Source organism: Streptomyces sp. NPDC031210, from assembly GCF_055570395.1.
The window spans coordinates 86184-98796 of sequence record NZ_JBVIHH010000015.1 but is presented as its reverse complement, the minus strand read 5'-3'; the positions used below and the strand labels follow the sequence as shown (position 1 = coordinate 98796).

General features: G+C 71.8%; 9 protein-coding genes and 1 riboswitch. Of the genes, 4 read left to right on the top strand and 5 right to left on the bottom strand.

The window, feature by feature from the left end:
* Entirely contained in the window at nt 1-1683 is a 1683-nt protein-coding gene (locus tag ACZ45Z_RS25680; RefSeq protein ID WP_468366739.1) for an alpha/beta hydrolase, read from the top strand.
* A gap of 274 nt (nt 1684-1957) precedes the next feature.
* Nucleotides 1958-2272 carry a hypothetical protein gene (locus tag ACZ45Z_RS25675; RefSeq protein ID WP_468366737.1) on the top strand — a complete coding sequence of 105 codons (315 nt, stop codon included), beginning with the start codon at nt 1958-1960 and terminating at the stop codon, nt 2270-2272.
* A gap of 472 nt (nt 2273-2744) precedes the next feature.
* On the opposite strand, the gene ACZ45Z_RS25670 is transcribed toward ACZ45Z_RS25675, so the two are convergent.
* The 3 genes from ACZ45Z_RS25670 to ACZ45Z_RS25660 are packed head-to-tail and all read right to left on the bottom strand — an operon-like array spanning nt 2745 to nt 6198.
* Complete coding sequence (locus ACZ45Z_RS25670) at nt 2745-4232, bottom strand: precorrin-2 C(20)-methyltransferase (RefSeq protein ID WP_468366735.1); 1488 nt, start codon at nt 4230-4232, stop codon at nt 2745-2747.
* A complete protein-coding gene (locus tag ACZ45Z_RS25665; RefSeq protein WP_468367030.1) occupies nt 4229-4849 on the bottom strand; it encodes a precorrin-8X methylmutase in 621 nt (206 codons plus the stop codon). The genes ACZ45Z_RS25670 and ACZ45Z_RS25665 overlap by 4 nt, the downstream gene beginning before the upstream one ends.
* A gap of 11 nt (nt 4850-4860) precedes the next feature.
* Nucleotides 4861-6198, bottom strand: coding sequence for a cobalamin biosynthesis protein CobG (locus ACZ45Z_RS25660; RefSeq protein WP_468366733.1), 1338 nt, complete (start codon nt 6196-6198; stop codon nt 4861-4863).
* A gap of 58 nt (nt 6199-6256) precedes the next feature.
* Nucleotides 6257-6381, top strand: a riboswitch (cobalamin riboswitch).
* Between the two features lie 40 nt (nt 6382-6421).
* Here ACZ45Z_RS25660 and cobN point away from each other — a divergent pair.
* Together cobN and ACZ45Z_RS25650 are read left to right on the top strand one after the other, a co-directional pair.
* Nucleotides 6422-10078: a cobaltochelatase subunit CobN gene (gene cobN / locus ACZ45Z_RS25655; protein WP_468366730.1), complete on the top strand. Its 3657-nt coding sequence runs from the start codon at nt 6422-6424 to the stop codon at nt 10076-10078.
* Between the two features lie 172 nt (nt 10079-10250).
* Nucleotides 10251-10523, top strand: a complete 273-nt coding sequence (locus tag ACZ45Z_RS25650) for a DUF1876 domain-containing protein (RefSeq protein WP_468366728.1) — start codon at nt 10251-10253, stop codon at nt 10521-10523.
* A gap of 61 nt (nt 10524-10584) precedes the next feature.
* Here ACZ45Z_RS25650 and ACZ45Z_RS25645 read toward each other — a convergent pair whose 3' ends face one another.
* Both ACZ45Z_RS25645 and ACZ45Z_RS25640 read right to left on the bottom strand, forming a co-directional pair.
* A complete protein-coding gene (locus ACZ45Z_RS25645) occupies nt 10585-11919 on the bottom strand; it encodes an LCP family protein (protein WP_468367027.1) in 1335 nt (444 codons plus the stop codon).
* A gap of 324 nt (nt 11920-12243) precedes the next feature.
* Complete coding sequence (locus ACZ45Z_RS25640) at nt 12244-12438, bottom strand: hypothetical protein (RefSeq protein ID WP_468366726.1); 195 nt, start codon at nt 12436-12438, stop codon at nt 12244-12246.
* Nucleotides 12439-12613: the final 175 nt, after the last annotated feature.

Genomic DNA, 12613 nt, shown 5'->3' with positions numbered 1-12613 from the left:
ATGACTCTTACCGTGCGAGATCTCCAAGACGTCCGTTTTTCCGCACTGGAGGGCGCCAAGGATGAATGGGCGCAGATCGCTCGCCGGCTCGGCGGCTACACCGACCGGGTGGACGCCCACATGCGCCGGCCGTTGGCTCATGGCTGGTCGGGGGAAGCGGCAAATACCGCACAAAAGCGCATGCGTAGGCTGAACGATAATTTTCAGTTCGGCGGAGAAGAATGCGCACTGATCCAGACGACCCTGGACGGGGCCATCACCGAACTCCGGGCACAGCAGAAGGCACTCCATCAGGCAATGGACGAAGCCACCAGGAAGGGATACCAGGTGGCTCCGAGCGGTGAGGTCATATACGCGGATGAGGGGGACATACCCACCGGAGACCCGGACGCGGGAACGCCGGAGAAGGAGCAGGAGCGGCGCACCCTTGAGGAGGGCATATTCGCCGCCCTGCGGGGTGCCGAAGAGATAGACGCCCGCTATCGAGTCGCCCTGGCGAGGCTCCGGGTCGGCCGGGGGCTTTCCGTGAACGGCCTGGAGTCGCAGCGGGACGCCTCGGACATTTCCAAGATTGCCGGAGTGGCCGTCGGTCTCGATTCAGCTCCGGTGAAGGGCACGGACCCGAAAAAGGTCCGGGACTGGTGGAACGGTCTGAGCAAGGAGGAGAAGGAAGAACAGATGGCGCTGAACCCGAGCGTCATCGGAAACCTCGACGGGATCCCCGCAAAGACTCGTGACAAGGCGAACCGCGTCAACCTTGACCGATTGATCGACACGTATCCGCCGGGCACACCTGTGTCGCCAACTGTGCAGCGGCAACGTCACGGCTTCGAGTTGATCAGGGCACGCCTGGAGCGCGACTCCGGAAAGGAGCCGGAACCGCTACTGCTCGGCATCGGGGCGGAGGGACAGGGCCGGGCCATCCTGTCGTACGGCGACCCTGACACGGCAGACAATGTCGCTGCGTACGTGCCTGGGTTCAATACTCAGCTCAAGGATATTGCGGAAGAAGACGGGAACCGGGCCATGAATGTATGGGACTCTGCACAGGAGGCTGACAGGAAACAGAAAACGGCCTCCATTGTCTGGCTGGGTTATGACGCTCCCCAGGGGGGCGCGGACCGGATCTCCGAGACTGACCTTTCAGTCGCCGGCGAAGAGCGGGGCAAGCAGGGTGGCGCGGCCTTCGGGCACTTCCTGGATGGAATCCAGGCCACTCATCAGGGTGAACGACCGCATGTGACGGCCATTGGCCACAGTTATGGATCGTTCACGGTGGGGCAGGCTGCCCAGCGCGAGGGTGGAATTCCTGCGGACGACATCATTTTGGTGGGCAGCCCAGGTACTGGAGCCCAGAGGGCCGAGCAGCTTGGGGTGGGTCCAGGTCACGTGTGGGTAGGTGCGGCAGATAGTGATCCGGTTACCCACGCCCCATCTGACGGAGAAAAGATCCCCGGGGCCATTGGCGCCATTGCACATATTGCGGATCCGCACGAACTGCACTTCGGACAGGATCCAGCCAGCAATGAGTTCGGTGGGAACCGATTCGGTGTCGAACCCGGAAGCCCGACAGATTCTCACTCCAATTATTTTGATGGTGAGAAGGGTGGCGACTCGCTGAGTAATATAGGTGCGATTGCAACCGGCCATCCGGAAAAAGTTTCTCTTCAGGTGAGGCGGTAAGGTTATGAGCCGACGAAAGTCTCCTGCGGCGGCTGTCGTTGTGGTGGTTCTATCCGGCTGCCTCAGTGGTTGTTCGCTCATTCGAGGGGATGATCCCGAACCGACCATCAGCGTGAATCAGGCCGTCAAGCGGATCGACTCTGTTCTGGACGACACTTTCACGGCTATACACCCTCGGCTCAAATGGCGCGACGGTCCGGCTCACATGTCGGAGCGCAGGAACTCATTCACGAATATGGCGAATGGGGAAGTGAGCGTTGGCAGGACTCGGTATGTGCGCACCAAGGTGTCAAAGGTAAAGGTCGCCGAGCTGCTGAAACTCCTCTATCGACATTGGAGGGCGGTGGGGTACAAGACTGGCGAAGTGCATCCCGCTGGGCCTTCGCTTTCCGGTACGGCCTCGGATGGTTGCATTATTAAGTTCAAGATGGGTGGCTACGGCAACATTTCTATTTCTGCCGGTGTTGGCGCCATATCTCCTGGGGCCGGGGGGCCGGTAATGGGAGAAGAAGGCGACGAATTCCCCAAGGCGCCCAATGGTGGTCCCGACTACGCGCCGGACGTGCGTGACCCCTACTGGTCCAAGTGAGGCTCGGGAGGCCGGCATCGCCGTACTCGTGATCCGCCGCCCGCCCGTCCCGGAAGGCGTGCCGTCGGTCGCCACCGCGCGGGAGGCGGCGGCTTGACCGGCGACCGTCATCCGTCAGCCGGTTCGGTCAGGCGTCACAGCGGGCCGGAGGTCTCCTCTGCCAGGCGCCGAAGCGGGCGGTGGCTCCCGCGCCGATCCGCCTCTCAGGGCTGCCCAGCCAGCCCCAGCCCTGACGTACGCGGACGATCTGCGACGCCACCGACCTCACCGGATAAATCGGCCGCCCCGCGCCCAGTTGGCCAGCAGCCCGTCCGTCCCGACGGTCAGGGAATGGCTGCTGCGGTAGTTGCGGGCGAAGACGGCGGAAGCCAACGCGCGGAGCGGAGGAGAACGGCTGTGAATTCAGCCTTCTCCCCCGCCCCCCTTCGCCCAGGGCCGTCCCGGCCCGGGTGCGAAGGGTGCGCGGGAGGTGTCAGCTCTCCGGGTAGCGCCTCGGGGTCCAGGTGATCTGGTGGCCGTTGGCTCGGTGGGTTGACTGGGTTTGGGAGGAGCCGATCAGGAGGAGGGTGCGCATGTCGACCTCGGTGGGGTCGAGGTCGGTGAGGGGGAGGATGCGGATGGACTCCTCGGGGCCGCCCACGTCGCGGGCGACGACGACCGGGGTGTCCGGGGCGCGGTGTTCCAGGAGGAGTTCGCGGGCCTTGGCGACCTGCCAGGTGCGGCTCGCGGAGCCGGGGTTGTAGAGGGCGAGGACGAGGTCGGCGGCGGCCGCCGCGTGGAGGCGTTCGGCGATGACCTCCCAGGGCTTGAGGCGGTCGGACAGGGAGATCGTCGCGTAGTCGTGGCCGAGCGGGGCGCCGGCCTTGGCGGCCGCCGCGTTGGCCGCGGTGACGCCGGGCAGGACGCGCACGGGAACGTCCAGGTACGGGTCCTGTGAGGCGACCTCCAGGACGGCGGTCGCCATCGCGAACACGCCGGGGTCGCCGCCCGAGACGACCGCGACGCGCCGCCCGCGCCGGGCCAGGTCCAGGGCGAACTCGGCCCGCTCGGACTCCACCTTGTTGTCGGAGCCGTGCCGCTCCTGGCCGGGGCGCTCCGGCACCCGGTCGAGATAGGTGGTGTAGCCGACCAGGTCGGTCGCGGCGGCGAGCGCGCCCCGGGTTTCCGGGGTGAGCCACAGCGGTCCCGCCGGGCCGGTGCCGACGACCACGACCTCGCCGCTCTCGCGGGCCGGCGGTTCGGCGTCGATGCGGGAGGGCAGCACCGCCATCGAGAAGTACGGGACGGAGTCGGGGTCCACGTCCTGGAGGGGGGCGGTGCGTTCGCCCGCCATCGTGGCGCGCTCGACGTAGTGCGCCTCCTCCAGCCGCCCGGCCCGCTCCAGGGCGCGCCGGACCGCGGGGAAGGTGCGGCCCAGCTTCATCACGACCGCCGAGTCGGTGGCCGCCAGACGGGCGGTCAGTTCCTCCTCGGGCAGGGTGCCCGGGATGATCGTGAGGATCTCCTCCGCCTCGACGAGCGGCACGCCCAGCCGCGCCGCCGACGCGCTCACCGAGGTGACGCCCGGGATCACCTCGGTCGGGTAGCGGTGCGCCAGCCGCTTGTGCATGTGCTGGTAGGAGCCGTAGAAGAGCGGATCGCCTTCGGCGAGGACGGCGACGGTGCGGCCCGCGTCGAGGTGCGCGGCCAGGCGGGCCGACGCCTCCTCGTAGAAGTCGTTCAGCGCGCCGCGGTAGCCGCCGGGGTGGTCGGTGGTCTCGACGGTGAGGGGGTAGACCAGCCGCTCCTCGATGTGGTCGGCTCGCAGGTGCGCGGCGGCGATCGAGCGGGCGATGGAACGGCCGTGGCGGGCGCTGTGGTACGCCACCACATCGGCCGACGCGATGACCTCGACGGCGCGCACCGTCATCAGGGAGGGGTCGCCGGGCCCGAGCCCGACGCCGTACAGCTTCCCGCTCATTCCGTCTCACTCGCTATCGCGTTGATCGCGGCGGCGGCCATGGCGCTGCCGCCCCGCCGGCCGCGGACTACCAGGTGGTCGAGGTCCGACTCGGTCAGCGCGTCCTTGGACTCGGCCGCGCCGATGAAGCCGACGGGTATGCCGATGACGGCGGCCGGCCGCGGCGCGCCCTCCCTGATCATCTCCAGGAGGCGGAACAGCGCGGTGGGCGCGTTGCCGATGGCGACGACCGCCCCTTCGAGGCGGTCGCGCCACAGCTCCAGCGCGGCGGCGCTGCGGGTGGTGCCCAGTTCGGCGGCGAGCGCGGGCACGGACGGGTCGGAGAGCGTGCAGAGCACGTCGTTGTCCGCGGGCAGCCGCTTGCGGGTGACGCCGCTGGCGACCATCTGCGCGTCGCACAGGATCGGCGCGCCGGCCCGCAGGGCGGCGCGGGCGCGGGAGACGACCTGGGGGGTGTGGGCCAGGTCGCGGACGAGGTCGACCATGCCGCAGGCGTGGATCATCCGCACGGCGACCTGGCTGACGTCGGCGGGCAGGCCCGCGAGATCCGCCTCGGCGCGGATGGTGGCAAAGGACTGGCGGTAGATCTCCGCGCCGTCCTTCTCGTAGTCGAACACTCTGCTCTCGCTCATTTCGTCGGGGTGTTACGGGCCTGGGAGACGGCGGCCGGCAGTGCGGTGTGCGTCGTCGATACGGGCCGGGCCGCGTCGCCGCGCCGGACGGTCACCTCGTAGGTGCCCTCGCCGGTCGCCACCACGTCCACCCAGTCGCCCTGCGGATGGCCGCAGCGGCGTGCGCAGCCCGACCAGTGGACGGGCAGGCCGCCGGCGCCCGGGGCGACGTCCGCCCGGACGTCCGAGAGGGACTTCGCGCAGCCCGGGCGGCCCGTGCACGCGCCGACGCCCAGCCAGGGGGAATCCGTACGGGTGAGGAACCCGGCGGCGTCCAGGGCGGCCAGCCGGTCCCGCGCGGCGGCCGGGCCGGGGAAGCCGGGGACGACGAAGCCGCGCCACGGGGTGACGCGGATCTCGCCGGCCGGGGCGGGCAGCAGGGCGCGCAACTGCGCCGTGGTCACCCGGCCGAGCGGCGCGACGACCGAGACGGCACCGGTGCCGACGATCCCGGGCCGCGGCGGCTTGCCCGTCAGGAGGAGCCTGTTCGACTTGACCGGCCCGTCCGGCCCGTCCGGCCCGTCCGTCACGAGAGACCCGTCCGACCCGTCCGCCGCCCCCGTCACCGGTACGCAGGCGATCCCCCGCCGCCCCAGATGTCCCGTCACGTCCACGTCCTGCCCATCGGGCAGCTCCCGCACGCGCCAGGCGCCGGTGCCCGCCTCCCGCGCGGCCGCCAGGAACGCCTCCGCGGCGGCGAGCGCGGCCCGCGGCGCGTCGGCCGCGGCCACCCGGCACACCACCCGGGCCCCGACGCCTACCAGCGCCCGCCCGTCCGCTGCTGCGAGCAAGGTCACATCGGCGCCGAGCCCCGCCACGTCCCCGCGCCCGTCGTCCACGGCGAACAGGAACCGGCCCGACAACGCCGTCGTCCACTCCTCGGCGCACAGCAGCGCATCGAGCCGCGCGGCCCACAACCGCACGTCCGCGCGGCCCACTTGGTCCAGGCCCGTCAGCGGTGAGACGACCATGTTGCGGACCCGCTCGTGCCGCTCGGAGGGCAGCAGGCCGGCCTCCCGCCACAACCGAGCCAGTTCGCCGCCGCAGTCGTCGCCGAGGCCGCGCAGCTCGATGTTGCCGCGCGAGGTGATGCCGAGATGGCCGTCGCCGAGCCGGTCGGCCGCGTCGGCCAGCACCGAGAGCTGATGCGGCGTCAGAAACCCCAGGGGGACGCGCAGTCGTGCCAGGGCGCCGTCGTCGGCCCGGTGCAGCCGCAGCGCACCGGGGCAGGCGTCGCCGCGGTCCCGTACGGGGGAGGTCCCCGGGCCCGGGGGTTTCGGCGAGGTGGGCGGCATGGCGGCGAGCATACCCACGACCTTCCAGGGGGCCGCCCGCCCGATACCGGCCAGGATCTACTATGCAGACGGCACAGGGTCCCAGGGCCCTAGGGAGGAAGCCCGGTGAGAATCCGGCGCGGTCCCGCCACTGTGAATCCGGCCACCGCCGGGCGAGCCAGGAACTCCCGCCGTCCATCCGACCACCCGGGGCGCGGACACCCCGAGGAAGGCCTGCGCCCGCATGCTTCTGCTGTTGTCGACCTCCGACACCGACCTGCTCAGCGCCCGCGCTGCCGCCGGCCCCGTGCCCTACCGGCTCGCCAACCCCGCCCGCCTCGACCTCGCCGAGCTGCCGGCCCTCCTGGACGGCACCGACCTCGTCGTCGTACGCCTCCTGGGCGGCATCCGCGCCTGGCAGGAGGGCCTGGACCTGCTGCTCGCCGAGGACCAGCACCGGCCGGTGATCGTCCTGACCGGTGAACAGGCCCCCGACGCCCAGCTCATGGAGCAGTCCACGGTCCCCGTCGGCACCGCGGCCGAGGCGCACGCCTACCTCGCGCACGGCGGCCCCGCCAACCTCGACCAGCTCGCCCGCTTCCTGTCCGACACGGTGCTGCTGACCGGCCACGGCTTCGACCCGCCCGCGCCCGCCCCCACCTGGGGAGAGCTGGAGCGCCCGGCCGCCGCGGACGCGAGCGTCACCCCCGGCCCGGCCGTCCGCCCGCTCATCGCCGTGCTCTACTACCGCGCCCACCACATGAGCGGCAACACCGCCTTCATCGACGCGCTGTGCACCCAGATCGAGGCCGCCGGCGGCCGCCCGCTGCCGCTGTTCGTCGCCTCGCTGCGCGCCCCCGAGCCGGAGCTGATCGACGCGCTGCGGCCGGCCGACGCCATCGTCACCACCGTCCTGGCCGCCGGCGGCACCAAGCCCGCCGCGGCCTCCGCCGGCGGCGACGACGAGTCCTGGGACGCCGGCGCGCTGGCCGCCCTGGACGTGCCGATCCTCCAGGCGCTGTGCCTGACCGGCTCGCGCGCCTCCTGGGAGGAGAACGACGAGGGGCTGTCCCCGCTGGACGCCGCCTCCCAGATCGCCGTCCCCGAGTTCGACGGCCGCCTGATCACCGTCCCGTTCTCCTTCAAGGAGGTCGACGAGGACGGCCTGCCGGTCTACGCCGCCGACCCCGAGCGGGCCGCCCGCGTGGCCGGCATCGCCGTACGCCACGCCCGCCTGCGCCACATCCCGGCGCCCGACAAGCGCCTCGCGCTCGTCCTGTCCGCCTACCCCACCAAGCACTCCCGCATCGGCAACGCCGTCGGCCTGGACACCCCGGCCAGCGCCGTCGCGCTCCTGCGCCGGCTGCGGGCGGACGGCTACGACTTCGGCGCCGAGGAGGTGCCCGGCCTCGCCTCCGGCGACGGCGACGAGCTGATCTACGCCCTCATCGAAGCCGGCGGCCACGACCAGGAGTGGCTCACCGAGGAGCAGCTCAGCCGCAACCCGGTCCGTATCCCGGCCGCCGACTACAAGCGCTGGTACGCGACGCTGCCCGAGGAGCTCCGCTCGGCCGTCGAGGAGCACTGGGGCCCGCCGCCCGGCGAGATGTTCCTCGACCGCAGCCACGTGGGCGAGCCCGGCCGCGACCCCGAGGGCGACATCGTCCTCGCGGCCCTGCGCCGCGGCAATCTGCTGATCCTCATCCAGCCGCCGCGCGGCTTCGGCGAGAACCCGATCGCGATCTACCACGACCCCGATCTGCCGCCGTCGCACCACTACTTGGCCGCCTACCGCTGGATCGCCGCCTCCCAGGAGGACGGCGGCTTCGGCGCGGACGCGATGGTCCACCTCGGCAAGCACGGCAACCTGGAGTGGCTGCCCGGCAAGAACGCGGGCCTGTCCGCCGCCTGCGGCCCGGACGCCGCGCTCGGCGACCTCCCCCTGATCTACCCGTTCCTGGTCAACGACCCGGGCGAGGGCACCCAGGCCAAGCGCCGCGTGCACGCCACCCTCGTCGACCACCTCGTCCCGCCGATGGCCCGCGCCGAGTCCTACGGCGACATCGCGCGCCTGGAGCAACTCCTCGACGAGTACGCGGCGATCTCCGCCATGGACCCGGCCAAGCTGCCCGCCATCCGCGCCCAGATCTGGACGCTGATCCAGGCCGCCAAGCTCGACCACGACCTGGGGCTTGAGGACCGCCCCGACGACGACGGCTTCGACGACTTCCTGCTGCACGTCGACGGCTGGCTGTGCGAGGTCAAGGACGCCCAGATCCGTGACGGGCTGCACGTCCTGGGCGGCGCGCCCGAGGGCCCGGCCCGGGTCAACCTGGTCCTGGCGATCCTGCGCGCCCGGCAGATCTGGGGCGGCACCACCGCGCTGCCGGGTCTGCGCGAGGCGCTCGGCCTGGACGAGTCCGCCGCCACCCGCACCACCGCCGACGACACCGAGGAGCGCGCCCGCGCCCTCGTCCAGGCGATGGAGGACGCCGGCTGGGACCCGGCCGCCGCGCCGCGGGTCGCCGACCGGGTCCCCGACGCGCAGCGGGAGCAGGTCGCCGCCATCCTCACGTTCGCGGCCCGCGAGGTCGTGCCCCGGCTCGCCGCCACCACCGACGAGATCGAGCACGCCGTGCACGCCCTGAACGGCGGCTTCGTCCCGGCGGGCCCGTCCGGCTCCCCGCTGCGCGGCCTGGTCAACGTCCTGCCGACCGGCCGCAACTTCTACTCCGTCGACCCCAAGGCCGTCCCCTCCCGCCTGGCGTGGGAGACCGGCCAGGCGCTGGCCGACTCGCTCCTGGAGCGCTACCGCACCGACAACGGCGACTGGCCCACCTCGGTCGGCCTCTCCCTGTGGGGCACCAGCGCCATGCGCACCTCCGGCGACGACGTGGCCGAAGCGCTCGCGCTGCTGGGCGTCCGCCCCGTCTGGGACGACGCCTCCCGCCGTGTCACCGGCCTGGAAGCCATCCCGGCCGCCGAACTGGGCCGTCCCCGCATCGACGTCACCCTGCGCATCAGCGGCTTCTTCCGCGACGCGTTCCCGCACGTCATCGGCCTGCTGGACGACGCGGTGCAGCTCGTCGCCGGCCTCGACGAGCCCGCCGACGCCAACTACATCCGCGCCCACGCCCAGGCCGACCTCGCCGCCCACGGCGACGCCCGCCGCGCCACCACCCGCATCTTCGGCTCCCGCCCCGGCACCTACGGCGCGGGCCTGCTCCAGCTCATCGACAGCCGCGACTGGCGCACCGACGCCGACCTCGCCGAGGTCTACACCGTCTGGGGCGGCTACGCCTACGGCCGCGGTCTGGAGGGCCGCCCGGCCCGCGAGGAGATGGAGACCGCCTACAAGCGCATCGCGGTCGCCGCCAAGAACACCGACACCCGCGAGCACGACATCGCGGACTCCGACGACTACTTCCAGTACCACGGCGGCATGGTCGCCACGGTCAAGGCGCTCAACGGCAAGGCCCCCGAGGCGTACATCGGCGACTCCACCCGCCCCGAGACGGTCCGCACCCGCACCCTGGTCGAGGAGACCTCGCGCGTCTTCCGCGCCCGCGTGGTCAACCCCCGCTGGATCGAGGCGATGCGCCGCCACGGCTACAAGGGCGCCTTCGAACTCGCCGCCACCGTCGACTACCTCTTCGGCTACGACGCCACGACCGGCGTCGTCGCCGACTGGATGTACGACAAGCTCGCCCAGACCTACGTGCTGGACCCGGAAAACCGCGCCTTCCTCCAGGACGCCAACCCTTGGGCGCTCCACGGCATCGCCGAGCGCCTTTTGGAAGCCGAATCCCGCGGCATGTGGGAGAAGCCCGACCCCGAGACGCTGAACGCCCTGCGCGAAGCCTTCCTCGAAACCGAGGGCGACCTGGAGGGCGAGGACTGACGGGAGCCTTCCGCTCCGCCGTCCGACGAGGACGGACCACGGGGAGAGCCGGCCGCCGGCTCTCCCCGTCGTCGTCCCAGGTGCGGCCCGTCCGCGCCGGTGCGACGCTCGATGTGGGGGCGTTGTACGGGGTGGCGGGGGTGCCCGGTGAGGTGTGTGAGGAGGGTTTGTGGTGGCGGAGACGAAGAAGTGGGACGCGGAGATCAGCATTACCGAGAGCGGCAGCGAGGTCCGGGCCGAGGTGCGGCTGCGCGGCAAGGACGGCGGGCACTTGGTCGGCCAGGGGACCGCGCGGTGCAATCCGAACGACGAGAACGTTCCGGCCATCGGGGACGAGCTGTCCGTGGCGCGGGCGTTTTCCGACCTCAGTCATCAACTGCTGCACGCGGCGGCCAAGGACATCGAGTCGCACACCGCCAGGCCCGTCGAGCGGCTGAGGAGCTGAGCGGTTGAGCCGCTGACGGGCGGCCGGGGAAGCCGGGGAGACCGGCTGTCCGGCCGGGCGGTCAGCGGCCGGCGGTGGGGAAGTCCGGGCCGAGGGTCAGGGTGACCTCGCCCGGTGTGGCCGTGGCCGACGCGCTGACGGCGATCTTGGTGCCGGGGAAGCGGGAGGCCAGGACCCGGGCCCCGTCGTGGAGGCCGGTGGGGTAGGTGAGCGTGGTCTTGGCGGTGGCCGGGGCGTTGCCGGTGGTGGTGACCGTGAAGCCGAGCGCGCGCAGTTCGCCGGCCGCGGTGGCGGCGCGACCGGAGATTCCGGTGCCGTTGAGGACGCGGACGCGTACGGAGCGGGCGGTCACGGGGTGCTTGGCGGCCTCGGCGAGCTTCTTCTTGCCGGCCTCGCCGATCTCCCGGTCGTGGGCGAGGTCGCTGAAGAGGTCACCGGCCTGCGGGTACTGCCAGATGACGTTCGCCTTGTCGGTGGGGACGTCGGCCTCGCGCGAGTAGTTGGGGACGGTCAGGAAGGTGAGGCGGTTGTTGGGGATGTCCTTGACCGTGGCGGCGAGGTCGTAGAGCGGCTTCAGGCCGGCGAGCTGCCGGTCGGTGGTGATCGACTTGGTGGCCGAGTCGAGGAAGTCGTAGAGGTCGCCGGGGCTGGTGAGCTTGGACTGGGCCTTGGCGGCGAGCGCCTTCATGAATTCCTGCTGGCGGCCGATCCGGCCCAGGTCGGAGCCGTCGCCGACGCTGTAGCGGGTGCGGACGTAGCCGAGCGCCTTCTCGCCCTTGACGTTCTGGCAGCCCGCGTCCATGTCGAGGTGGGCCTTCTTGTCGTGGATGGCGTGCTGGGGGCAGACCCGGATGCCCCCCAGGGCGTTGACCATGCCCTTGAAGCCCTGGAAGTCGACCGAGGTGAAGTGGTCGATGCGCAGGCCGGTGTTCTGCTCGACGGTCTTGATGGTGCAGGCGGCCGCCTTGCCGATGTCGCCGCCGTCGCCGCCGATCGAGAACGCCTCGTTGATCTTGAAGTGGTGCGGTGCGGACTTCGTGCCGTTGCCGCGCGCGCAGGCGGGGATGCGCACCCAGGAGTCGCGCGGGAAGGACAGCGCGGTCGCCCACTCGTGGTTGGCGGCGATGTGCAGCACCATCAGGGTGTCGGACTGCATGGTCGTCAGGTTCCGGCCGTACTTGGCGTTGGCGCCCGCGCGGCTGTCCGAGCCGACGACCAGGATGTTCTTGGAGCCGGGACTGAGGTTGGCGGGGCGGTCGCCGCCCAGCCCGATGTCCGCTCCGTGGATGTTGCCGTCCAGGTGCTGGTACAGCCAGGTGCCCGCGCCGACCGTGCCGAGCAGCAGGACGCCGAGCACGCCGCCGGTCCAGGCCAGGGCGCGGCCGCGGCGGGTCATGCGCAGGCGGCCGCCGGCCCCGCCCGCCTGCCCGGCCTTACGGGTGCCACCGGAGCGGCGGCCGGCCGCGGCCGGTTTGCGGCGTGAGCCGCCGGCGGAGCGCAGGGCGCCGGAGCCACCGACCGCACCGGAGCCGCCGGTCGCCCCGAGGGCCCTCGCCTGAGGTGTCTGTCTGTCATGCACGCCGGTGGCCCTTCTGGTCCTTCTGGTGCTGCGTGGGGGAGGGGGCGGCGCCGGCGCCGACCGCGAACGGCGGCGCGGCGGCGGGCAAGGAGAGAAGGCGAAGGCGAGCGGGGAGGAGCGGCTCGGGCCCGGGCCGGGGCGTCAGATGCCGGCGCTCGGCAGCAGCCGTACGGCCTCGGGGTCGTAAGGAAGCCATCGCGGTCGCCGGCCGCCGGGCACCGTCCGCAGCCGGCACCACTGCGCGCCCGACGCGTCCGTCCACCAGGCGCTGATCCGGCCCAACTGCCAGGTGCCGTCGGGGTGGTGGACCTCCACGGGCTGATAGACCCATCGCACCTCCCCCTCTGGAGGCGGACAGTCCCAGGTCAGGAGTCCGCACGTCGTCGCCATCTCCCCCTCCGGCCGCGCCTGCCGCGCTGTGGTGGGACGCAACTCTACCCGGCTGCAACTACACCGCTGTAGAAGTCGCTGGGTACGCGTCGGGCCACAGCCCGGGTACGCGGGCGGAAGA

Bases quoted from the DNA above. Each gene is read 5' to 3' on its own strand.
- ACZ45Z_RS25660 (WP_468366733.1), bottom strand. From the start codon at position 6,198: ATGCCGCCCACCTCGCCGAAACCCCCGGGCCCGGGGACCTCCCCCGTA.
- cobN (WP_468366730.1), top strand. From the start codon at position 6,422: ATGCTTCTGCTGTTGTCGACCTCCGACACCGACCTGCTCAGCGCCCGC.
- ACZ45Z_RS25680 (WP_468366739.1), top strand. From the start codon at position 1: ATGACTCTTACCGTGCGAGATCTCCAAGACGTCCGTTTTTCCGCACTG.
- ACZ45Z_RS25670 (WP_468366735.1), bottom strand. From the start codon at position 4,232: ATGAGCGGGAAGCTGTACGGCGTCGGGCTCGGGCCCGGCGACCCCTCC.
- ACZ45Z_RS25645 (WP_468367027.1), bottom strand. From the start codon at position 11,919: ATGACCCGCCGCGGCCGCGCCCTGGCCTGGACCGGCGGCGTGCTCGGC.